Below are 21,613 nucleotides of genomic sequence, written 5' to 3'. Positions count from 1 at the left end.
GAGGACCCCACCGTGGTCGCCGCGGCGGATGCCCAGAACTACGCTCAGAAACTCGGGATTACTGCCGATATGGTGGTGCAGGAACTGGGCTGGGATGAGGATACCGACGACGGCATTCGTGCCGCGGTTGAGGAAACCATCGGCGGGGAAATGCTCGACGAGGATTCGGACGAAGTCATTGATGTCGTGCTGCTGTGGTGGCGCGATGAAGACGGAGACCTTGTCGACGCGCTGATGGATGCCATCGGTCCTCTCGCAGACGAAGGTTTTGTCTGGGTTCTCACACCTAAGACAGGGCGCGACGGACACGTCGAGCCCAGCGAGATCGCTGAATCTGCCCCTACAGCAGGACTGACTCAGACGTCTGCTGCGAACCTCGGTGACTGGTCGGCAAGCCGACTCGTTCAGCCGAAGGCTCGCCCAGCAGGCAAGCGCTGATCAAGCCCGCATCGAGCAACAGTGCATCGGATGACGCAAGTGCGACGTCCGATGCACTGTCGTATTTCCGAAACTTTTCCTATCGTCAGTGAAGGATGAAATCCATGCCTCTCGAAGTTGGTGCTCAGGCACCGGAATTCACGTTGAAGGATCAGAACAACCAGGAAGTCTCGCTCGCAGACTTCCGCGGTAAGAAGAACGTTCTGCTCGTCTTCTACCCGTTGGCTTTCACCGGAACTTGCCAGGGCGAACTCTGCAAGGTCCGCGACGAGCTTCCGACGTTCGAAAACGACGACACGGCAATCCTGGCCATCTCCGTCGGCGCTTCGCCGACACACAAGATCTGGTCCGCCGAGCAGGGCTACACCTTCCCGTTGCTTTCCGATTTCTGGCCGCACGGTGAGGTTGCGCAGAAGTACGGCGTGTTCAACGACAAGCTGGGCTTCGCTAACCGTGGAACCTTTGTCATCGACAAGGATGGAATCATCCGTTTTGCCGAGATGAATGGCCCCGGAGAGGCCCGTGACCACGCGCTTTGGGCAAATGCGATTGCCGCGCTAGAGTCTTAGAGCACTCCCGGTGAGGTTCTCGCCGGGAGTTCGGGCGTGTAGCTCAGTGGTAGAGCTCTGGTTTTACACACCAGCGGTCGGGGGTTCGAAACCCTCCGCGCCCACCGAATGACAAAACCCTGATCTGCGCTCCGGTGTGGTCAGGGTTTTTGTTTTTCTAGTCTCCGGTCTCCGGGTTAATCTGGCTGAGGAACCCCTTGACGCAGCGGGCCCGCCCACAGATGATCGAACTCTTGCACGTCGAACTCTGGAGCATCGGTGCCAACGCACGCCCAACATGTAGCTGTACTGATCATCGGAGCTGGGCCGACTGGTATTGCCGCCGCGACGTTGCTCGCCCAACGTGGTGTCGAGACCATGGTCGTCGAACGCCACCGCGGCATCTACCCGCTTCCTCGTGCGGTGCACCTCGACGACGAGGTCCACCGGATACTCCAAAAGCTGGGTGTAGCTGACGAATTCGCCGCAATCAGCAAAACCGCCAGAGGGATGCGGTTGGTGGACGGCAGTTTGGAAACCCTGCTGGAGTTACGCCGTGAGGGCGTCGGAGAACACGGCTGGCCCCAGGCGAATATGTTCGATCAGCCTGACCTCGAGAACCTGCTCAGGCACAATCTTGCGGGCTTTCCCGCAGCCACCGTAGTCGCCGGGGTGGAGGCGACAGTGACTCGCAGCGTGGATTCCGTTGTCGAAGTTGAACTGGTGGAACAGGATTCCGGAGCGAGGCGCACAGTCACTGCTGACTTTGTGCTCGGATGCGACGGCGCGAACAGTCGGACCCGCGAGTTCCTCGGCACGAAGATGCGTGATCTCCATTTCGAAGAACTCTGGTTGGTTGTCGATGTGCGGTGCGGCGTCTCCCTCGACGTGTGGGATGGCGTCTACCAAGTGTGCGACCCGTCGCGCCCGTCGACGTTCATGCAGATCGGCCCAGACCGCTACCGGTGGGAGTTCCGGATCAATCCCGGGGAGAGCGTCGACGAACTCGCGTCAGAGGATTCTTTACGCGCATTACTGGCGCCGTGGTTCCGCGAGGTGCCCTGGGAGGCAGCGGAAGTGCTGCGTCATACCGGATACACATTCCGTGCCGTTGTGGCCGACGTGTGGGGGCGCGACGGCGTCTTCCTGCTCGGCGATGCCGCGCACTTGACGCCACCCTTCATCGGGCAAGGCATGGGTGCAGGGTTGCGTGACGCGGCCAATCTGGCGTGGAAGCTGGCGGCGGTGGTGGACGGCACTGCTGAACGGTCGATCCTCGACAGCTATCAGGAGGAACGGAAACCGCATGTGACGCAGATTGTTCGAGCTGCTGTGGCGATCGGCTGGGTGATGGCCGGCGGAAAGGGCTTCATCTCGCAGGCGCGTCAATCCATCCTGACAGCGGTGTGCCGAGTGCCGGGGTTCAGTGGACCGGCGATGAAGTCGATTTCTCCGAGGCTGCGGGCAGGGCTGTTGGCGAGGCGCCCCGTGTTGGCGAGAAACCCTGTCGGATTGATGTTTCCACAACAACATGCCGGCGACGACGATCGTCTTGGCACTGGTTTTGCTCTGGTGTATCGCGGTGAGATGGACACCCATCTCAGGGTTCTCGCGTCGGCGCTCGGAGCTGTGGAAGTGCTCGTCGGTAGTGACGAAACCGGTCGCGCGGTGTCGTCGTGGATGGATCGACACCGCGCCCGCGCAGTTCTCGTGCGCCCGGATCGGGTGGTGGCGGATTATGCAAAACTCGGGAACGGGCCTGCGCGCGAATCCACGTGGGCGCGTGCGCTGGTCGGTTCCCGAGTCGCGGCGAACTACTTGGACAGGATGATCGAGAACTGAATCTGGCCGGCGTCCTCGACGATGATGTTGGCGAACATGGTGGGCTTGTCGATCTTGTAATCGGTCCACGTGACATCGATGGCGCCGGCGGCTTCGATTCCGGCAGCCGACCTACGGATATCGAAATCAGTTGTCACCGGACGGGTTTCGCCCTTGAGAGTGAGCTCGCCGGTGATCGGGATGGTGGTGATGGTGCCGTCGGCTGGGACTGTGCTCAGGTCAACGGGTTCGGTGATGGTGAACGTCGCCTTGGGGAACTTGCTGGCGTTCATCACGGAGTTGCTGAACTGGAAGTCGCGTCGGCCGTCGTCGGTTGCGATGGTGGCAACGGCGACCTCGACGGTTCCCTCGGTCAGCTTCTCGGATTCGACGGTCGCGGTGCCGCTGACTTTCTCGGTCTGTCCGCGGACGAAGACCCGTTGTCCCTGGAGCGTTTCCCACACTTCGTAGCCGGCCTTCGATCCGGGCCCGACGGTCCACGTACCGTCGATTTCTGCCGACGCGTCGGCGGGAGCGGCGTCGTCGCTCAGTCCGAGCGCGTCCGGCTGATCACCGTGAATGAAATTTGCGTACACCCAGGGTCCGGCAAGTACGACTGCCAGCACTACGGCCACCGCGGAGCCGATCACCCACCACCATCGTTTGTTCATGAGGGCGAAGATTAGTGCAATTGTGAACCAGATGGGGGAGTTACGTTTTCGGACGCCCCCGCAATGGTTGCCGCGATGGTTGCGCTGGCTGATAGCTCGGAGAGGTCTCGTTGCAATTCCTGAGCGCGCGTGCGGAACGCTTTGTCGTCGAGGACACGTCGGACGGCCGTGGCGATGGAACGCGCACGTGGGGTGCCGCGTCGCAAGTTGATGCCGGTACCGGAGATTTCGACCCGGCGGCAGATTTCGGCTTTGTCCTCGGTGGTTCCGGCAACTACCAAGGGGACGCCGTGTGCGAGGGCGTAGTGCACGCCGCCCCAGCCTCCGTTGGTGACCATGACATCGACTTTGGGAAGAAGTTGATCGTAGGGGAGGAACTCCGCGACGCGGAGGTTCTCGGCGGTGGCCGACACGTCGGAGATCGGGCGGCCCCCCGTTGTGGCGACCACAAGTACGTCCTGATCGGCCAGGCCGCGAATTGTGGGTTCCATCAATCGATTCAGGTCACCGTTGTCGAGGGTCCCTTGTGTGACGAGCACCACTGGTCGGTCTCCGTCGAGGTCGTTCCACCAGGTGGGTGGCGTGAAATCGCTGCTCGATGTCGAGAGGATCGGGCCGCTGAACGTCAATCGGTGGTCGCGATCGCTGCGCGGATACTCGAACGATTCGGTGGTCAGCACAAATGTTTCATCGGCGAGTATGGGCCAGTTCAGAACAAAATCCGGGATCGCATTGCCGGTCAGTTGTTGGTGTTGGCGGTCGGCGGACGACTGTGCGGCGCGCAGAATTCCGTACTCGAAAGCGCTGTTGAGCGCCTGGTTGCGGATGCGTCCGGCGCGGGTCGACGACGGTGGAAACCCCGGTCCGAACGGTGCGGTATCGATGCTCGTGCACATGAGAGGTGATGTGCAGATCGCGAATACACGCGGTCGGGAAGCGGGTGATCCGCTCAGCAGCGGGATCAATCCCATGAACAAATTCTCGGCGGCGACGGCATCGACGGATGTGGATTCGATGATGCGCTCAACTGCCCTGTACTGCGCGGACATCGATGCGACAAAGATTCTCTCGAGGTCGAATCGGGAACGAAGTGGTCCGGGCCGACGTGACCGTCCTGGGAACGCGGCTTCCATGTTGTGCTCGTCGAAATCGCATTCGGGGGGAAGGGGGATGTGTGTGATTCCCGCTGAGTCGGCGCGCCGCGCGAACTTGTCGCCGGTCAGTATCGATACGGAGTGACCCGTTTCGATCAGAGCTTTTCCGACAGCGAGCATCGGAACAACGTGGCCTGTCAGCGGTGCGCTGCAGAGCAGTATCGAACTCACCGGTCTCCTTGTTTCTGTGTATCGGTCTCGGATGCATTGTGAGACTGGACAGTCCGCCAAACGACGTAGGTCCCCGTTTTGTTCTCCGATGTGATTTCATCTGAATTCTGCACACTGTAGAAGCTTCAACCAAGTTCCTCGGAGGCTCGACATGACTACCGCCTACATCAACAAGATCTCGACGGTTGTGCCAGAGCATGACATACACGATGCCTTCGTGGAGTTCGCAGACAATTCCTTCACTCTTCGGCGCAAGCAGTTGCTGTTCCGCCGTATGGCCGATCGGGCGCAGATTTCGCACCGATACTCCGGAATCAGCTCGGTTGACGACTTTTACAGCGGCGACCCCAACGGAATCAACACCGAAACGCGCATGATCGAGTTCGAACGCACCGCACCGGCACTGGCCGTGCGCGCCGTGAACGGTCTGAATCTCGGTGACCGTGCCTCCGAGGTCACCCACCTGATCGTCATCACGTGTACCGGATTCTATTCTCCCGGAATCGACTTCGAGATCATCAAACAGTGTGGGATCAGCCCGTCCGTCGAGCGCACGCAGATCGGGTTCATGGGCTGCTTCGCCGGCATCAACGGACTCAAGCTGGCGCATCACATCGTTCGTTCGGAGCCCAATGCGCGGGTCCTCGTGGTCAGCACGGAACTCTGCTCGCTGCATCTGCAGAAGTCCGAGGATCTCGAGACGATGCTCTCGTTCCTCGTGTTCGGCGACGGTTGTGCCGCCGTCCTGATCTCCGCCGAGTCCGAAGGGCTGGCGATGAATTCCTTCCAGGCAGTGATGGTTCCCGATTCCGCGGAACTGATCACGTGGAGAATCGGTGAGCTCGGCTTCGACATGGTGTTGTCCGGCAAGGTTCCCGGGACCCTGTCGCGCGCTTTGGACGATGAAAGCATGAAGCTGATTCTTGCCGGTGCGGACAAGAGTGACATCGGCTTGTGGGCTGTGCACCCCGGCGGTCGGTCCGTACTCGATGCCGTCGAAACGTCTTTGGAGTTGGCGCCGACCGATCTGGCCGCATCACGAAAGATCCTCAACGACTACGGAAACATGTCCTCGGCCACCGTGCTCTTCGTGCTGGCAGAGATGATGGAGCAGAACAAGAACGGCGAGCACAGTGGAAAGGCCGGTTGTGCGATGGCTTTCGGTCCGGGACTGACCGCGGAAACCATGCGGTTCCAGGCCGTCTGAACCTGACGGCAGCGGGCGCGGGTAGAACTGTTCTGTGCTCAACGCGTCCAAGAACCGTCACCCTGTCACTGCTCGCGCCGCCGGCCTGCTCCTCGGCTTTGCTGCCGACCGCTACTTTGCCGACCCCGCAAGGTTTCATCCCGTCGCCGGTTTCGGTACGAGTGCGATTGCTCTGCAGCGGGTTTCCTACTCCGACAGCAAGGTTGCGGGCACCGTGCACGTAACGGTGTTGTTGACCGGAGTGGGGGCACTCGGACTGGTCTCCGAAAGCGTTGCTCGACGCGGCGGGTGGCTCGCACACGCCGGTGTTATGGCCGCGGCCACGTGGGCGGTGCTCGGCGGGACGTCGCTCGCGCGGACCGGACACGACATGGCGGTGCGGCTCGAGGAATCCAGGCGAAGTGGGGACCTCACCGATGCACGCGACCTACTTCCGTCGCTGTGCGGTCGCGATCCGTCGGTCCTGGACGAGGAAGGCCTCACCCGAGCGGCCCTGGAATCGGTGGCCGAGAATACGTCCGACGCGACCGTGGGCGCGCTGCTGTGGGGTGCCGTGCTCGGTATCCCGGGCTTGTTCGTCTACCGCGCCGCAAACACATTGGACGCGATGATCGGCTACCGCTCCGAGAAGTACCGCAACTTCGGATGGGCCGCAGCCAGGTTCGACGATCTGGTCAATCTTGTGCCCGCCCGATTGACCGGTGTGATCACCGCCGCATCGGCACCGTTGGTCGGCGGTTCGCCGCGCGAGTCTCTATCCGCGTGGCGTCGTGACGCGTCGGCGCATCCGAGTCCCAATGCGGGCGTGGCCGAGGCCAGCGCTGCGGGAGCATTGGGTATCTCGCTCGGAGGACGCACGCAGTACTCCTACGGCGTCGAAATGCGTCCGGTGCTCGGAAACGGACCAGCCCCGACGCCGACGGATTTGCGCCGGGCGTCGAGGCTGTCCTCGATAGTTCAGATCGGAGCCGCGATAACGTCAGCGGCTGTTGCCGTAGCGGTCGGCAAGTTTGACTTCCTTGGCCGTTCGCGGAACTGATTCGGGCTCCGGCTTTTTGCGACGCCCGATAGTGCGTGCCGGGGTCGGAGTCGGCGCTGGAGTCGAGTCGTCGCCAGCTGTATCGGCAGACTCTTCCTTCTCCTTGCGTCGCTCCCGCCATTCCGCACGGATGAAGTACGCCAGTCCGAGTGGTGCCATGATGCCGAATGCGAGCCACTGGAATCCGTACGAGAGATACGGGCCGGCGTCGAGTTGGGGGAGCGCAATGGTGCCGAGTCCGCCGGGCTGGTCGGGCTCGAGCTGGATGTACGCGTTGACAAGATCGGTGCCGATGAACTCGCCGATCGGGCCCGCGTCGATGGAGTAGACCTGCTTAGCGCCGTCTTCGAACATCGGAACTCGGCCGGGGGCCGTGCCCTCCGACAAGCGAACCCGGCCGTTCAAGGTGACGGGATCGGTGGGCGGCGCGGCAATCGGAGGCGCTTCCGCACCCGTGATCGGCCGCACGAAGCCGCGATTGACGAGGATGGTTCGGCCGTCGTCGAGGGCGAACGGAGTCAAGACCTCGTAGGCCGGTGCACCCTCGACGGACTGAAGGCGGACGAGGATGTCGGCATCGGGGAGATAGGACCCGGCGGCTGTGATGTTTCGCCACTCGTCGGCCGGCGCGATGGTGCCGTCGGCGATGACATTGCCGATGGGCACTGTCTCCGCGTTGATGGAATTGGAGATCAGATCGTTGCGGTACTCGGTGGACGTGTTCTTTCCGAGCTGCCATGGCGCCAGCACGGTGAAGCACATGTAGGCGAAGATGCCGACCACAGCTGCCAGTACCAACCAACCGGGCCGCAACAAGAATTTGAGTCTCCGCACGACTACTACGGTATCCGTTCTTCCGAACTGAGTGAATTCAGCTCCGCGTCCTACAGTCGTTCGCGGATCCAGACCAGGATGTCCGGAATTGCCGCTTCGATCTGATCCTGGACCAGTTCGAAATCGGAGAAGTCACCGTAGTAGGGGTCCGGCACCGAGTCCCCGTCGGCATCGGGGTCGAAGGAACGCAGCAGCCGACGTCGTTCCGTCGGAACGCCAAGGTGAGCGAGCTCACGATCGTGGCCGGTGTCGAGGGGTACGACGAGGTCCGCCGACAGGTGGTCGTCGTTGACCTGAGCTGCGCTGTGGCCGGTCGGGTAGTTGGCCGCGAGGAGAATCTTGTTGGTTCGTGAGTCGGCTTCCTCGCCGCTGTGCCAGCCGTCGATACCGGCGCTGGTCACCCGAACCTGATCGTCGAGACCTTCGCGTTGCAGATGGCCGAGCAGGATTTTCTCTGCCATCGGCGACCGGCAGATATTGCCGGTGCAGACAAACGTCACGTGCAGTACTGACTTAGTGCCGGCCATCGAGTAGTCCTCCCAGTTCGGTGGTCGACGCAACCGAGTGACGGGCGCCGTCCGCTTCGGATGCGTGACCGTAACCCCATTCGACGAACAGCGCGGGAATTCCGAACTTGGCTGCTCCCAGAACGTCGTGATCGCGATCGCCCACCATGATCACATCCGCGGTGCCGCCGTCGGTTGCGCTCACCGGGGTCAGCCCGAGTTCGGTCAACGAATGCGCGATGACATCCGGCTTGGCCCGCCGGGAACCGTCGTCGCTGGCGCCGCCGATGAACTCGAAATAGTGGGCGAGGCCGAAGTGCTCGAGGATACGAATCGCAAACCGTTCCGACTTCGACGTCGCGACCGCCAAGCGGGTGCCGTGCGCGCTGGCCCGGGCGAGTACATCGTCCATACCGTCGAAGACCGAGTTTTCACTCCAGCCGACGGCGTCGTAGCGCTCGATGTACGCGCCGATCGCCGCCTCGACCTCGTCGGCGGGCATATCCATTGAGCGGAACGTGTCGATCATGGGCGGGCCGATGACTGCGGCGAGCATCTCTTCGGTGGGTTCGGGCCGGCCGACGGTAGCCAGCGCATGACGGAACCCGCGGTGGATTCCGGGGGCCGAATCGGTGATGGTTCCGTCGAGGTCGAAGAGGACAACGGGAAAACTATCGAGGGGAAGTGAGCTCACAGAAGGTCATTATCCCGCACGTGGGGAGCCCTGTCCGCGCCCGTAGTCTCGTCACCGTGAGTATCGCAGCGGACAACCTGGACAGTTTGCGTCACCACGGGGACGTCGACGCGCAGCCGGGCCTTCTCGATTTTGCCGTCAACGTTCAAGGCGACGGGCCACCGGAGTGGCTGCGGGAGCGCCTGGCGCAGGAGTTGTCGAGCCTCGGTGCGTACCCGTCTGCGGCCGCGGAACTGCGGGCCAGGGAAACCGTCGCGGCGCGCCATGGCCGACGGCCCGACGAAGTGCTGTTGCTCTCCGGTGGAGCCGAGGGATTTGCGATGCTGCCCCGGCTCGGCTCGACATCGGCTGCGTTGATCCATCCCTCGTTCACGGAACCGGAATTGGCTCTGCGGGAAGCCGGTGTACCCGTGACGCAGGTGATCCTGGAACCGCCGTATCTGTTGCGTGACGCAGCCGTCCCCGAATCGGCAGATCTGGTGGTTCTGGGTAACCCCACCAATCCGACGTCGGTGTTGCATCCGAAAGACGATGTGCTTGCACTGCGTCGGCCGGGCCGAATTCTGGTCGTGGACGAGGCCTTCGGCGATGCGGTGCCTGGTGAAAACGAGAGTGTCGCTGATCAGTCTCTGCCGGACGTGCTGGTGCTGCGCAGTCTGACAAAGACATGGGCGCTGGCTGGTTTGCGATGCGGCTACGCGCTCGGAGCACCCGATGTGCTGACGCGGCTCACCGAAGGCCGGGCACATTGGCCACTCGGAAGTTTGCAGATCGAAGCGATCAGGGCCTGTTGTGAACCATCGGCGGTGGCGCAGTCGCAGGAGAAGGCAACTGCGATCGCCCGTGATCGCGAGTCGTTGTGCCGCGAGCTTCGCGCCCTCAGCTTTTCGGCCAACGGTATCTCGGTCCACGAGCCTGCGTCGGCACCCTTTGTTCTGCTCGAACTTGCCGATGGCGAAGCGATGCGTCTGCATTTGCGCGAGCGCGGCATCGCTGTTCGACGGTGCGATACGTTCCCCGGACTCGGCCCGAATCATCTGCGGTTGGCAGTCCGCCCGCCGCATCAGGTGTCGATCCTGATCGACGCGATGAAGGAGATCTTGTGAGCACAACCCTCGCCGACGTCATAGCTGTACTCGAGGCCGCGTACCCACCGGAATTGGCCGAGTCGTGGGATTCTGTCGGATTGGTGTGCGGTGACCCGGCCGATTCGGTGAGCCGCGTCGTTTTTGCCGTGGATCCCACCGAATCCGTGGTCGACGACGCAATTGCCTCCGGCGCGGACCTGCTGGTTGTGCACCATCCGTTGTTGCTGCGCGGAGTGGACACCGTCGGCGCGCACACGCCGAAGGGTGCCCTGGTACACAAGCTGATCAAAGCGGGGTGTGCCTTGTTCTCGGCGCACACCAACGCCGATTCAGCCGACCCCGGTGTCTCCGACGCTCTGGCGGACGCTTTGGGTCTGACAGTGCTGCGCCCGATCGAGCCGAAGCCTTCACAGCCCCTGGACAAGTGGGTGGTCATGGTGCCGATCGACCACACCGACGCAGTGCAGGGCGCACTGTTCGAGGCAGGAGCCGGCCGCATCGGCGACTACAGCGAGTGCAGCTGGACGGTCACGGGCACCGGGCAATTCCTTCCCGGCGACAAGGCAACTCCCGCAATCGGAAGCGTCGGCGCGCTCGAGCAGGTCTCGGAAGATCGGATCGAGGTCATCGCGCCGCGCACCAAACGCACGGCGGTACTCGACGCTCTGCGCACCGCACACCCCTACGAAGAACCGGCCTTCGACGTGTTCGAGCTGGCCACCTTCCCGAGTTCTCGGGGCCTCGGCCGCATCGGTGAGCTTCCGCACGCCGAAACGCTGCGTGAGTTCACGGCGCGAGTCGCAGGAGCACTGCCGTCGACGGAATGGGGCGTTCGCGCGGCCGGCGACCCCGACGCGATGGTGCGTACCGTCGCGGTCTGCGGCGGTTCCGGCGATTCGTATCTCGGTGTGGTGTCCGCGCTGGGCGTCGACGCGTACGTGACGTCCGACCTGCGGCATCACCCGGCGGACGAGCATCTGCGGGCCGGTGGACCGGCGCTCGTCGACGTTGCACATTGGGCCAGTGAATATCCGTGGTGTGCCCAGGCGAAGTCGGTGGTCGACGCCGCATTCGGGTCCGTTCCCGAGTGGCACAGTCGAGTCAGCACCATCCGCACCGATCCGTGGTGCCTGAGTGCGTCGTAGGTGGCCACCGATCAAGGTACGGTTGCACGAACATTTCAACAGCAGACCCGTCACCGGACATACAGCAGGAGTTACACAGCGTGAACGTCCAACCACAGGTGCAAGCCAAGCTTCTCGACCTCGCCGGCGTGGATGCGGAGCTCACCCGGATCGCACATCGACGCGGTGCGCTTCCCGAGCAGCAGGAAGTGGACCGTCTCGAGGCTGAGCGCATCAGCCGCAAGGACGCGTCCGTCGGCGTCGAAATCCAGATCGACGACATCGATCGCGATATCCGCAAGCTCGAAGGTGAGATCGACGCTGTCCGTCAGCGCGAAGACAAAGACCGCACTCTCTTGCAGAGCGGCAACGTAGCAGCCAAGCAGCTCACCGAACTCGAACACGAACTCGGCAGCCTTGTGCGTAGGCAGGGGCTTCTCGAAGACGAGTTGCTCGAGGTCATGGAACAGCGTGAGGCGCTGCAGGCAGATTACGATCACGCCGGCGCGCAGCTGTCGCAGGCAGAAGAGGAACTGATCGACGCCAAGCGTCGTCGCGACGACGCTATGGCCGATCTGAACAAGGCGCAGGAGCGCTGCGTCGCGGACCGTGAGCGTCTGGTCGGCGAGTTCCCCGCCGATTTCCTGGCGGTCTACGAAAAGCAGCGCACCCTCGGGGGACCGGGCGCAGCCTTGCTTCAGGCTCGCCGCTGTGGTGCCTGCCGGATCGAAATCGACCGCGGTGAGATCTCGCGCATTGCCGGCACGGCATCCGACGTTGTTGTCCGTTGCCCCGAGTGCGGCGCAATCATGGTGCGTACCAAGGAGTCCGGTCTGTGAGTTTGTCACGAGTCATCGTCGAGGCCGACGGTGGATCGCGGGGAAACCCAGGTCCGGCGGGGTACGGCGCTGTCGTGTTCGACAGCTCTCGCACGGTGCTGGCCGAACGCAAGGAAAGCATCGGCACCGCCACCAACAATGTTGCGGAGTATCGCGGGCTCATTGCGGGATTGACCGCTGCCGGTGAACTCGGCGCCTCCGATGTTGATGTCCGGATGGATTCCAAACTGGTTGTCGAGCAGATGTCCGGTCGCTGGAAGGTCAAGCACCCGGACATGATTCCGCTCCAGCGCGAGGCCGCAGAGGTGGCGGCGCAGTTCGCGAGCGTGACGTACACCTGGATTCCCCGCGCGGAGAATTCGCATGCGGATCGGCTGGCAAACGAGGCGATGGACGCGGCAGCCGGAATGGAAACTGCCGGCCTTGACTCTGCAGGTATCGAGACCGCAAGCGAACCCGTCCCGGTGTCCACGCCGAGAACTGCGCCCGCCGAGACCTCGTCCGAACCGCAGATCGCCGGTTCGCCTGGGTGGACGGCCAGCGTGGGCAAGCCGACGCGGATGTTGTTGCTGCGTCACGGTCAGACAGCGATGTCGGTCGATCGCCGTTATTCGGGCCGGGGTAATCCGATCCTCACGGCACTGGGGCGCGCTCAAGCCGCCGGCGCAGCAGCACGATTCGGCAGTCGCGGTGGCATCGACGCCATTGTCTCCTCCCCGCTCGGCCGCACGCGCGAGACAGCTGAGGAGTCGGCGCGGGTTCTCGGCCTGCCGGTGATCGAGCACAAAGGTCTGATCGAAACCGATTTCGGCGACTGGGACGGGCTCACGTTTCGTGAAGCGGCGCAGCGTGATCCGGAACTGCACACGGCATGGTTGTCCGACACGTCCGTGAAGCCGCCCGGCGGTGAGAGCTTCGACGAGGTTCGGGAGCGCGTTATTGCCGCGCGTGACGATCTGATCGCAACGTACAGCGGGTCGACACTGCTCGTCGTCTCTCATGTGACACCGATCAAGACCCTGGTGCAATTGGCGCTCGACGCTGGTCCGTCGTTGCTGTATCGCCTGCACCTGGATTTGGCGTCGCTGAGCATCGCCGAGTTCTACCCTGACGGTGGAGCATCGGTGCGACTCGTGAACGACACGTCGCACCTGCGCTGACTACAGAACTAACCAGAGCGCGCTGACTGCCCCGAGAAGGGTCAGTGGCGTCGTAGCTAGACCGAGCAGTGTGAAGGTTGCCAGCGTGGGCGCAGCGTCCACGCTGGTGGCCACTCGCCGCCACAGCATTGTTGCGAGTGAGCCGACGTAGGTCAGATTAGGGCCGAGGTTCACCCCGATCAGCATGGCCAGTACCAGGCCGGTCGGGGCCGAGGGGCCAAGGGCCGCGATCATCAGCAAGGTGGCCGGCAGGTTGTTCACGAGGTTCGACGCGATCGCCGCGACCGCTGCCACCACGAGCAGCGAGACATAGCCGGTATCCGACGGCAGTATCCGCGCAACAGCGTCCCCGACGGGACCGTGTGCGACGCCTGCCACCACAACGCCGAGCACCAGCACAAATGCGCAGAACCACAGATCGGCCGCGTACACGATGCGCTTCAGGTCGGTTCTGCGGCGACGGAGAGCGATCGCAGACAGCACTGCCGCACCGGCGACGGCCACCCACGCCGGTTCGATGCCGACGAATCCCGAAGCGGCAAAGCCGAACAGCGTTGCGCCGATGATCGACAACGGCAGCACGGGTGCGGGGGAGTGACGGATTTCCGGAACCGGTCCGTCGGTTGTGTCCGCGCGCAGCTCCAATCGGAAGAACCATCGAAAGATCACGTACTCGATCACGATCGTCACGATCCACGGCAGCGCCATCAGGGCGGTGAAGTGCAGGAAGGTCAGTCCGGTTGCCGAAAACGCAATGAGATTGGTCAGATTGGAGACGGGCAGCAGGGTAGACGCCGAATTCGAGAGGTGCGCAGCGGCATACGAGTTCGGTTGTGGGCTGGCGTTGATGGATCGGGCGGCAACGATCACAGCCGGGGTGAGCAGCACAACCGTTGCATCGAGGCTCAGTACCGCGGTTGTCAGGGCCGCTGCGCCGAAGACGTAGGTGAGCAGGCGGCGCGGATCTCGGCGCGAGCCTTGCCGCAGCACCTGACTCACCCAGTGAAAGACACCGAGAGCGTCGGCGGCATGAGCGAGAATCAGCACCGCAACCAAGAACACGACGGTCGGTGCCATTGCTGTCACTTCATCGCGGGCTTCACCGACAGTGACCGCGCCGGCGAGAACCACGGTAATCGCGGCGGGGCCGGCTACCACGATCTCGGGCAGCCCGCGTGGGCGAACGATCGCGAACACGAGCACAACGCCGACCAGAATGATCGGAAGCAGACTCACTTCAGAAGTTTGTGGAGCGTGTTCAGATTGCGGGTGGTGGTGTACGCCTTGAATTTCGGTTTGCCGGTGTTCTTGCCGAAGGTGCTCTTGACGGTCATGCCTTTCTCGACCTCCCAGTACAAAACGCCGTCACCCGGTGCTACCTGTTCGACTGCCGGGTCGAGTCCCGCGGCCGATTCGGCGAGCTCTGCGAGCACCGACGGCTCCGACGCGATCATCGCGTATGCGTGCCACCCTTCGCGGTCGGGGTCGAAGGGATATCCGTCGACGATGGCTTTCAATTCTGCGGTGTCGAGCACGAACACCCAGGCTTCGTACCCGAATTCGCGGTTGAGGGCGGTTTCGATGGTTTTCTTCAGCGCGGGCACATCGGCGCTGGTGCTGTCGAAGAGGACATTGCCTGACGCCAGGACCGTTTTCACACGCTCGAATCCGAGTTCTGTGAAGACGCGCGCAAGGTCCACCATCTTGATGTTGATACCGCCGACATTGATGCCGCGTAGCAGGGCCACGTACCGAGTCATACAGCGACCATAGTTCGGGTCACCGACAGCCACCCGGTAACCTACTGGGGCGGACGAGTTGGCCGGGCGGCCGCGGATCAGGGAACCAGCGCGTAGTGCGCACAGGCCCCGAGTCGAGGAAAGTCCGGACTCCACAGAGCAGGGCGGTTGTTAACGGCAACCCGAGGCAACTCGCGGGACAGTGCCACAGAAAACAGACCGCCTGCCTTTCGGGGCAGGTAAGGGTGAAACGGTGCGGTAAGAGCGCACCAGCACCCCGGGTGACCGGGGTGGCTAGGTAAACCCCGCCCGGAGCAAGGTTGAAGGTCGCATCGCGTGCGGTGCGGCTGCGCAAGTGTTCGAGGGCTGCTCGCCCGAGCTTGCGGGTGAACCGCGTGAGGCACCCGGCGACGGTGTGTCCAGATGGATGGTCGCCACTCGTCACTTCGGTGTCGAGGACAGGATCCGGCTTATACGCCAACTCGTTCGCCCTGACTTTCTCAAGGCTTCGCAATCGCATACAACCCCCGCCGGCATGGCCGACGGGGGTTGTATGTCGTAGTTCGTGTGGCGGTTATCAGATGGGCTTGATGACCAACAGGGTCGCCCAGTAGGTTGCCGCGTCATGGCCCATGAGCGGGAGAAGGTAATCGTAAAGAATTGCGGACATTGCGCGCTCCAATTTCTGTTCGTAGCTTGTCGAGGGCGATCAAGCAGAACTCACCGTTCGATTGTCCGGTTTTCACCTGCCAGGCCAAGTCGAAAGAATAGCAGTCTCACAGCGATCTACAAGCCTGACTCCCACTGAAATGCCACACTGTATTCATGACTGATGAAGATCGACTCTGGTACTTCGATGTGTCCGATGGTTCTGTCTCCCAAGGCAAGGGTCCCTCATCTTTGACGAGAATGGGGCCGTACCCTGATCGGGAGTCGGCAGAGCATGCACTGCAGATCGCCGCGGAACGCAACAAAGCCGCTGATCGGGCCGACGACGACTGGAACAACTGAGTTCGGTCTATGCGCCGAATCGAAGGTGGAGGACGCGTGCCCCTAGGTCGAATAACGGTGCAGGGAATCGACTTCGGGACGATTCGGGCTGAGTTTTCGTTGCCCGACGCGTTCGGCAGTGCGGCGATGGTCGAGGCCGAGAATGCCCGAGATCGCCATGCGGACGGCCGACTGGACGCTACGCACATCGAGTTCGTCACCATCGATCCGCCCGGATCGATGGATCTCGATCAGGCAGTGCATCTGGAGAAGTCGGCCGGCGGCTTTGTCGTCCACTACGCCATCGCGGATGTTGCCGCGGTGGTGGTTCCGGGCGCCGCGCTCGATATCGAAACCCGGAGGCGGGGCCAAACCTTTTATCTCCCGGACGGTTCCGTACCCCTGCATCCGCGTGTGTTGTCGGAAGATTCGGCCAGCCTCTTGCCGGACGTGGTTCGTCCGGCTGCACTCTGGCGAATCGAACTCGACGTCAACGCCGAGCCGACGTCGTGGTCCGTAACCCGAGCCCTCGTGAAATCCGTGGCGCGTCTGGACTATTCGACGGTTCAGGCCGACGCTGATGCCGGCACTTTGCACCCGTCGATCGCGGCGCTACCGGAATTCGGCCGTCTCCGCGGTGACTCGGCGATAGCCCGGGGCGCCATAGAGTTGAAGTTGCCGGAGCAGTCCGTGGTGCGGGAAGAGGCCGGACCGGATCAATCCGGTCGGTGGCGAATTGTGTTGGAACCGCGGACGGAAGCCGACGACTGGAATGCCGAAGTGTCTCTGTTGACCGGGATGTGCGCCGGCCGAATGATGATCGACGCAGGTGTCGGATTGTTACGGACGTTGCCGCCGGCCGAGCAATCGGCAGTGGACACGTTGCGGAGAACTGCGGTTGCGCTGGGTATTACGTGGCCGCCGGGCAAGACGGTGGGGCAGATTCTTGCCGGACTCGACGCGCAGGAGCCGTCCACGATGGCCTTGATGTCGGTAGCGCCGTCTTTGCTGCGCGGCGCCGACTATGCGGCGTTCGACGGCCAATTGCCCGATCTGACAGTGCATGCGGGCATCGGCGCGCCCTACGCCCACGTGACTGCTCCGCTGCGCCGGCTGTCCGATCGATTCAGTACCGAGATATGTCTGGCGATCAGTGCTGGTACGCCCGTACCGGATTGGGTGCGGACCGCGTTGCCTGAATTGCCGCCGATCATGAGCGGATCGGATTCCGTCGCGAACAAGGTGGATCGCGCATGTATCGATCTGACCGAGGTGACGTTGCTCGAGGGCCGCGTCGGCGAGGTATTCGATGCTGTGGTGATGCGATCCAAGGACGGCAAGCGCGCTGCCGAGGTGTTCATACCGTCGGTGACCGTGATCGCCAAGTGCGTCGGCACTCCCGACGACGGTGAGCGGGTGAAGGTGCGACTCACCGCCGTCGACACAGCTAAGCGGACTGTGGAGTTCAGCTTCCCGGCATAGAGCCGAGTTACCGGTAGGAGTCTGTTGCCTCGAGCAGGTGATGGGTGATGCCGGGTTCCATCGCGGAATGGCCGGCGTCGTCGACGATGACGAGCTTCGACTCCGGCCAGGCATGATGGAGGTCCCAGGCGCTGGTTGCGGGGCAGACGACGTCGTAGCGGCCTTGCACGATTGTTCCGGGAATGCCGTGCAGGGCTGAACTCTTGGTCAGCAGTTGAGCTTCGTCGATGAAGCCGGCATTGACGAAGTAGTGGTTCTCGATCCGCGCGAAAGCCAGGGCAAAGCGTACTTCGGAGTTCTCCTCGACCTTCTCCGGTTTCGGGATCAGGAAGCTTGTCGAACCCTCCCATGCGGACCAGGCGACAGCGGCGCGCTCTGCCACATCCGCGTCGTCGGAATGCAGGAGGCGGTGGTAGACCGCAACCAGATCATCGCCGCGCTCGTTCTCGGGTACCGGTTCGAGGAACTTGGCCCAGCGTTCGGGGAACATATGACCCGCTCCGCCGTTGTAGTACCAGTCGATTTCGCTTCGGCGCAGGAGGAATATCCCGCGCAGCACGAGTTCGGTGACCCGAGTCGGGAAGGTTTCGGCATAGGCGAGTGCGAGAGTCGAACCCCACGACCCGCCGAACACCATCCACTGCTCGATTCCGAGATGCTCACGCAGGGCTTCGATGTCGTGCAGGAGTTTGTCGGTGGTGTTGACCGACAGATCGGCGCCGTCGGCGACGTGCGGCGTCGACCGACCGCATCCGCGCTGGTCGAGAAGGATGATCCGGTATGCGTCGGGATCGAAGAACTGCCGCAGCGACGGGTGTGTCCCACCGCCGGGGCCGCCGTGCAGGAATACGACGGGTTTGCCGTCGGGGTTTCCGCTGATCTCCCAGTACATGCGTTGGCCGTCGCCGACGTCGAGAAAGCCCGACGTGTGTGGCTCGATCGGGGGATAGAGTTCGCGGAGTTCACCGGTTTCGGTCATCAGAAACCGACCATGCCCGAAGCGAGGTCGGGGATCTCAAGCGCGTACAGCGCGCCATCCCGGATTTCCGGGCACGTGGCCGCCATCGCCGTGTCGACGCGATCACGATGCGCCGCAAGGTCGATCAGATTGATGCCGTTCTGGCTCGCCCAGGACCCGACCAGGAGGTTGAGCGCGCCCTTGCCGAGCGTCGGGGTGACTGTTCGCCAATTCTGCAGTTCGGCTTCCATGTCCGAGCACAGCTGCTGCACCTGCGCTTCGGTGAACGTGCCCGCCGCAGCAGCGGTCGTGGTTGCCGCGGCCGATGTGGTCGGTGTGGCCGAGCTGGGCGCGGGAGAGGTTGTGGTCCCTCCCGCGCATCCGCTCAGAACCGTCACGAGAGCAGCCGAACCAACAACGGCAGCTGTGAAATGACGACGGTTACCGATCATGAACGCACCCCTGAATTTCTTTTCGAGAGACAGGCGGCGTTCGCCGGTCTCGGATCAGAAACTGTGCTCGACGGCTGGGAAGGCGCCTGTGCGAACTTCTGATGCATAGGCTGCGGCCGCGGAGCGCAGTTCGTCACCGACGTTACCGAAACGCTTGACGAACTTGGCTGTCTTACCGCTCGTGTAGCCGGCCATGTCCTGCCAGACGAGGACCTGGGCGTCGCATTCGTTGCCCGCCCCGATGCCGACGGTGGGGATGGTCAATTTGCGTGTGACCTGGCCCGCGATGTCAGCCGGAACCATTTCCATGACCACCGAGAAAGCGCCGGCTTCCTGCACGGCAATGGCGTCCGCCACAAGTTGGTCGGCACCGTCGCCGCGGCCTTGGACGCGGAATCCGCCGAGCGAGTTGACGCTCTGCGGGGTGAAGCCGACGTGCGCCATGACGGGAATACCGGCAGCAGTGATAGCGGCAATCTGCTTGGTCATCCGCTCGCCGCCCTCGAGCTTCACGGCGTGGGCGAGGCCCTCTTTCATGAAGCGGGTGGCAGTTGCCAGAGCCTGTTCGGCGGAGGCTTCGTAGGTGCCGAACGGGAGGTCGGCAACAACAAGTGCGTGGGGCGCGCCGCGAACTACACCGCGAACCAGCGGGAGAAGTTCCTCGACGGTGATCGGCACCGTCGTGTCGTAGCCGTACACGACATTGGCGGCGGAATCACCGACGAGGAGAACCGGAATGCCGGCTTCTTCGAAGATTCGGGCCGTCGAGTAGTCGTAGGCCGTGAGCATCGACCAACGTTCGCCGTTCTGCTTCATCTCGGCGAGGTGATGGACGCGGGTCTTGCGCATAGGAGCAGCCGGGGTAGCAGCTGCAGAACCGTACAGAGGAGTCTCGGACATCGTTGTCCCTTTCGTGCCTCGAGGCCTTAGGCGTTGATTGCCGTCGGGTCCCCGGGTGTGGGTGATGACACGATCAGTCTGCCACCGGAAACCGTCGGTGCGAATAGCAAAACCTGGTGCGATGGGTCACATCGGCGAGCGGCCATCCGAAGTAGCGAATGGCTGGTAACCGCTATTTCCTGGCACCATCGACGGTATGTCGAAGTTAGTTCGCCTCTCCGGTGTGTGTGCCGCAAGCGTCGCTGCTCTCCTGTTCGTTGCCGGTTGCACTGTTGCCGACGGCGACAATCCCTCCACCGATTCTTCGGGGTCTGCAACGTCCGCGGCACCCGCTTCGGTTCCGGCAGGGTTGGAGAAGTTCTACGAGCAGACCCTCGACTGGGGTTCGTGCGAACGATTTGCCACGCCAGGTGATTCGCCGCTCAGTAGTTCGGTCGACTGCGCCGCGGTGACGGTTCCCGTCGACTATGCGAATCCGGCCGGAGACACGGCGCAGGTTGTCATCTCGCGAGCGGCAGCGACGGGGGATCGAATCGGATCGCTGCTGATCAACCCAGGTGGACCGGGTGCATCGGGGCTGGCGATGGCAACCCAGGGCTCCAGGACACAGCTCGCCGAGCGCTTCGACCGGATCGGGTTCGATCCGCGGGGCGTGGGTGCATCGACGCCTCAGGTGCGCTGCCTGACGCCGGCGGAGTTCGATGCCGAGCGCGCGGATGTCGACATCGACATGACGCCCGAAGGGATTGCCGACGCGGAGCAGGACAGCAAGGACTACGCCGCCGCGTGCGTGGCGAAAACCGGAACCGACTTCCTCGCCCACGTCGGCACGTATGAAGTCGTGCGCGATATGGACGTGATCCGCGGTGCGCTCGGTGATTCCGAGTTGAACTTCCTCGGGTTCTCGTACGGGACGCGAATCGGTTCGACCTACGCCGAAACCTTCCCGCAGAACGTTCGGGCGATGGTGCTCGACGGCGCGTTGGATCCGAATCAGGACGTCGTCGACGAAGTTGTACTGCAAGGAGAGGGCTTCCAGGTCGCGTTCGACGCCTTTGTCGCCGACTGCGCGTCGCAGCGGGACTGCCCGCTCGGAAGTGATCCGGCGCAGGCGCGCGAGCGCTTGCAGGCGTTGCTGGAACCGCTGATCGACAACCCTGCCGACACCACGGATCCGCGCGGACTCAGCTACGGGGACGCGATCACCGGTGTGCAGCAGGCGCTGTATTCACAGCAGTTGTGGACCACGTTGCGGACGGGGCTGTCCGGCCTGGCGGACGGCCGGGGTGATGCGCTGTTGAGTTTGGCCGACCAGTACGAGGGGCGAAACGACGACGGCACGTATTCCAATATCAACGATGCGTTCAATGCCATCCGGTGCGTCGACGATCCGGCTACAACCGATCGGGCAGAAGCCGGTGAGGCCGACACGCGGTATCGCGAGGCCGCACCGTTCCTCGACGACGGCCGGGGCACCGGTCAGGCGCCGCTGGATCTGTGTGCGTTCTGGCCGGTTCCGGCGACGGGCAGTCCGCATGAGCTCGATCCGCAGGCTCTGGCCGACGCCGGCCTCCCGACGCTGGTCGTCGTGTCGACGACGCAGGATCCGGCTACTCCCTATCAGGCCGGCGTGGATCTCGCGAAGCAACTCGGGGCCGCGCTCATCACGTTCGAGGGAACACAGCACACCGTTGTTCTGGACGGCGAACCGTGCGTCGACGACGCGGTCGTCAACTACCTCGTCTATCTGAAGGTCCCGGAGGACGGCCTGACATGTTAGCGCCTGTAGGCCCGCATG

The 21,613-nt window shown here is 63.0% G+C and carries 22 protein-coding genes, 1 tRNA gene and 1 other RNA gene; 14 read left to right on the top strand and 10 right to left on the bottom strand.

The window, feature by feature from the left end; all coding sequences use genetic code 11:
• Window positions 1-12 precede the first annotated feature (12 nt).
• The 4 genes from EEB13_RS19915 (at window position 13) to EEB13_RS19900 (ending at window position 2,828) form a co-directional block, all read left to right on the top strand.
• A complete protein-coding gene (locus EEB13_RS19915; RefSeq protein WP_033233108.1) occupies window positions 13-438 on the top strand; it encodes a DUF3052 domain-containing protein in 426 nt (141 codons plus the stop codon).
• Between the two features lie 104 nt (window positions 439-542).
• Entirely contained in the window at window positions 543-1,007 is a 465-nt protein-coding gene (locus EEB13_RS19910) for a peroxiredoxin (RefSeq protein WP_033233192.1), read from the top strand.
• A 32-nt stretch (window positions 1,008-1,039) separates the two neighbouring features.
• Window positions 1,040-1,111 (top strand) — tRNA-Val (locus EEB13_RS19905).
• A 154-nt stretch (window positions 1,112-1,265) separates the two neighbouring features.
• On the top strand, window positions 1,266-2,828 hold the full coding sequence (locus EEB13_RS19900) for a bifunctional 3-(3-hydroxy-phenyl)propionate/3-hydroxycinnamic acid hydroxylase (protein ID WP_141486106.1): 1,563 nt from the start codon (window positions 1,266-1,268) through the stop codon (window positions 2,826-2,828).
• Here EEB13_RS19900 and EEB13_RS19895 read toward each other — a convergent pair.
• Together EEB13_RS19895 and EEB13_RS19890 are read right to left on the bottom strand one after the other, a co-directional pair.
• Window positions 2,801-3,478, bottom strand: coding sequence for a YceI family protein (locus EEB13_RS19895; protein WP_045067125.1), 678 nt, complete (start codon window positions 3,476-3,478; stop codon window positions 2,801-2,803). The two genes, EEB13_RS19900 and EEB13_RS19895, sit on opposite strands and share 28 nt — an antisense overlap.
• Before the next feature lie 11 nt (window positions 3,479-3,489).
• Window positions 3,490-4,803 (bottom strand): glycosyltransferase, encoded by a 1,314-nt coding sequence (locus tag EEB13_RS19890; protein ID WP_141486105.1) that lies wholly within the window; start codon window positions 4,801-4,803, stop codon window positions 3,490-3,492.
• A 151-nt stretch (window positions 4,804-4,954) separates the two neighbouring features.
• Here EEB13_RS19890 and EEB13_RS19885 point away from each other — a divergent pair, with 151 nt between their 5' ends.
• The gene (locus EEB13_RS19885) at window positions 4,955-6,010 is read left to right on the top strand and encodes a type III polyketide synthase (protein WP_033233112.1); all 1,056 of its coding nucleotides are present in this window, start codon (window positions 4,955-4,957) and stop codon (window positions 6,008-6,010) included.
• A gap of 34 nt (window positions 6,011-6,044) precedes the next feature.
• Window positions 6,045-7,049 (top strand): cobalamin biosynthesis protein, encoded by a 1,005-nt coding sequence (locus EEB13_RS19880; RefSeq protein ID WP_141486104.1) that lies wholly within the window; start codon window positions 6,045-6,047, stop codon window positions 7,047-7,049.
• Here EEB13_RS19880 and EEB13_RS19875 read toward each other — a convergent pair.
• Genes EEB13_RS19875 through EEB13_RS19865 form a run of 3 tightly spaced genes read right to left on the bottom strand, consistent with a single transcriptional unit; the run spans window position 6,990 to window position 9,083 of the window.
• Window positions 6,990-7,883, bottom strand: coding sequence for an SURF1 family protein (locus tag EEB13_RS19875; RefSeq protein WP_141486103.1), 894 nt, complete (start codon window positions 7,881-7,883; stop codon window positions 6,990-6,992). The genes EEB13_RS19880 and EEB13_RS19875 overlap by 60 nt on opposite strands.
• A 50-nt stretch (window positions 7,884-7,933) precedes the next feature.
• Window positions 7,934-8,410, bottom strand: coding sequence for a low molecular weight protein-tyrosine-phosphatase (locus EEB13_RS19870; protein WP_045067133.1), 477 nt, complete (start codon window positions 8,408-8,410; stop codon window positions 7,934-7,936).
• Window positions 8,397-9,083: an HAD-IA family hydrolase gene (locus EEB13_RS19865; RefSeq protein WP_033233120.1), complete on the bottom strand. Its 687-nt coding sequence runs from the start codon at window positions 9,081-9,083 to the stop codon at window positions 8,397-8,399. Before EEB13_RS19865 ends, EEB13_RS19870 begins: the two co-directional genes overlap by 14 nt.
• Window positions 9,084-9,139: 56 nt before the next feature.
• On the opposite strand from EEB13_RS19865, the gene cobC reads away from it, so the two are divergent.
• From cobC to EEB13_RS19845, 4 genes are all read left to right on the top strand, one after another.
• Window positions 9,140-10,189: an Rv2231c family pyridoxal phosphate-dependent protein CobC gene (gene cobC / locus EEB13_RS19860; RefSeq protein WP_141486102.1), complete on the top strand. Its 1,050-nt coding sequence runs from the start codon at window positions 9,140-9,142 to the stop codon at window positions 10,187-10,189.
• Entirely contained in the window at window positions 10,186-11,316 is a 1,131-nt protein-coding gene (locus tag EEB13_RS19855) for a Nif3-like dinuclear metal center hexameric protein (RefSeq protein WP_141486101.1), read from the top strand. The genes cobC and EEB13_RS19855 overlap by 4 nt, the downstream gene beginning before the upstream one ends.
• 80 nt (window positions 11,317-11,396) lie before the next feature.
• On the top strand, window positions 11,397-12,134 hold the full coding sequence (locus tag EEB13_RS19850) for a zinc ribbon domain-containing protein (protein ID WP_095885946.1): 738 nt from the start codon (window positions 11,397-11,399) through the stop codon (window positions 12,132-12,134).
• Entirely contained in the window at window positions 12,131-13,294 is a 1,164-nt protein-coding gene (locus EEB13_RS19845; protein ID WP_141486100.1) for a bifunctional RNase H/acid phosphatase, read from the top strand. The genes EEB13_RS19850 and EEB13_RS19845 overlap by 4 nt, the downstream gene beginning before the upstream one ends.
• On the opposite strand, the gene EEB13_RS19840 is transcribed toward EEB13_RS19845, so the two are convergent.
• On the bottom strand, window positions 13,295-14,530 hold the full coding sequence (locus EEB13_RS19840) for an SLC13 family permease (protein WP_141486099.1): 1,236 nt from the start codon (window positions 14,528-14,530) through the stop codon (window positions 13,295-13,297).
• Window positions 14,527-15,054, bottom strand: coding sequence for a DUF1697 domain-containing protein (locus EEB13_RS19835; protein WP_141486098.1), 528 nt, complete (start codon window positions 15,052-15,054; stop codon window positions 14,527-14,529). The genes EEB13_RS19840 and EEB13_RS19835 overlap by 4 nt, the downstream gene beginning before the upstream one ends.
• Window positions 15,055-15,108: 54 nt before the next feature.
• Here EEB13_RS19835 and rnpB point away from each other — a divergent pair.
• The 3 genes from rnpB to EEB13_RS19820 all read left to right on the top strand — a co-directional run bounded on the left by rnpB (window position 15,109) and on the right by EEB13_RS19820 (window position 17,505).
• An RNA gene (gene rnpB, locus EEB13_RS19830) (RNase P RNA component class A) lies at window positions 15,109-15,522 on the top strand.
• Between the two features lie 336 nt (window positions 15,523-15,858).
• A complete protein-coding gene (locus EEB13_RS19825) occupies window positions 15,859-16,044 on the top strand; it encodes a hypothetical protein (RefSeq protein ID WP_033233133.1) in 186 nt (61 codons plus the stop codon).
• Window positions 16,045-16,053: 9 nt separating this feature from the next.
• Entirely contained in the window at window positions 16,054-17,505 is a 1,452-nt protein-coding gene (locus tag EEB13_RS19820; RefSeq protein WP_141486097.1) for an RNB domain-containing ribonuclease, read from the top strand.
• A gap of 7 nt (window positions 17,506-17,512) precedes the next feature.
• On the opposite strand, the gene pip is transcribed toward EEB13_RS19820, so the two are convergent.
• The 3 genes from pip to panB are packed head-to-tail and all read right to left on the bottom strand — an operon-like array spanning window position 17,513 to window position 19,815.
• Window positions 17,513-18,484 (bottom strand): prolyl aminopeptidase, encoded by a 972-nt coding sequence (gene pip, locus EEB13_RS19815; protein WP_141486096.1) that lies wholly within the window; start codon window positions 18,482-18,484, stop codon window positions 17,513-17,515.
• Window positions 18,484-18,915, bottom strand: a complete 432-nt coding sequence (locus tag EEB13_RS19810; RefSeq protein ID WP_033233135.1) for a lipoprotein — start codon at window positions 18,913-18,915, stop codon at window positions 18,484-18,486. The genes pip and EEB13_RS19810 overlap by 1 nt, the downstream gene beginning before the upstream one ends.
• A 54-nt stretch (window positions 18,916-18,969) precedes the next feature.
• Window positions 18,970-19,815 carry a 3-methyl-2-oxobutanoate hydroxymethyltransferase gene (gene panB / locus EEB13_RS19805; RefSeq protein ID WP_141486095.1) on the bottom strand — a complete coding sequence of 282 codons (846 nt, stop codon included), beginning with the start codon at window positions 19,813-19,815 and terminating at the stop codon, window positions 18,970-18,972.
• 196 nt (window positions 19,816-20,011) lie between these two features.
• On the opposite strand from panB, the gene EEB13_RS19800 reads away from it, so the two are divergent.
• Window positions 20,012-21,595 carry an alpha/beta hydrolase gene (locus EEB13_RS19800; protein ID WP_141486094.1) on the top strand — a complete coding sequence of 528 codons (1,584 nt, stop codon included), beginning with the start codon at window positions 20,012-20,014 and terminating at the stop codon, window positions 21,593-21,595.
• The last annotated feature ends 18 nt before the right edge of the window (window positions 21,596-21,613 follow it).

The organism is Rhodococcus sp. WS3 (assembly GCF_003797085.1).
Classification (GTDB): Bacteria; Actinomycetota; Actinomycetes; order Mycobacteriales; family Mycobacteriaceae; genus Rhodococcus_F; species Rhodococcus_F globerula.
The sequence above is the reverse complement of the archived record's forward strand: the minus strand, read 5'-3'. Positions and strand labels throughout refer to the sequence as shown.

Coding starts and splice junctions, on each gene's coding strand:
- pip (WP_141486096.1), bottom strand. CDS start 18,484: ATGACCGAAACCGGTGAACTCCGCGAACTCTATCCCCCGATCGAGCCA.
- EEB13_RS19825 (WP_033233133.1), top strand. CDS start 15,859: ATGACTGATGAAGATCGACTCTGGTACTTCGATGTGTCCGATGGTTCT.
- EEB13_RS19895 (WP_045067125.1), bottom strand. CDS start 3,478: ATGAACAAACGATGGTGGTGGGTGATCGGCTCCGCGGTGGCCGTAGTG.
- EEB13_RS19870 (WP_045067133.1), bottom strand. CDS start 8,410: ATGGCCGGCACTAAGTCAGTACTGCACGTGACGTTTGTCTGCACCGGC.
- panB (WP_141486095.1), bottom strand. CDS start 19,815: ATGTCCGAGACTCCTCTGTACGGTTCTGCAGCTGCTACCCCGGCTGCT.
- EEB13_RS19835 (WP_141486098.1), bottom strand. CDS start 15,054: ATGACTCGGTACGTGGCCCTGCTACGCGGCATCAATGTCGGCGGTATC.
- EEB13_RS19820 (WP_141486097.1), top strand. CDS start 16,054: ATGCGCCGAATCGAAGGTGGAGGACGCGTGCCCCTAGGTCGAATAACG.
- EEB13_RS19800 (WP_141486094.1), top strand. CDS start 20,012: ATGTCGAAGTTAGTTCGCCTCTCCGGTGTGTGTGCCGCAAGCGTCGCT.
- EEB13_RS19810 (WP_033233135.1), bottom strand. CDS start 18,915: ATGATCGGTAACCGTCGTCATTTCACAGCTGCCGTTGTTGGTTCGGCT.
- EEB13_RS19910 (WP_033233192.1), top strand. CDS start 543: ATGCCTCTCGAAGTTGGTGCTCAGGCACCGGAATTCACGTTGAAGGAT.
- EEB13_RS19885 (WP_033233112.1), top strand. CDS start 4,955: ATGACTACCGCCTACATCAACAAGATCTCGACGGTTGTGCCAGAGCAT.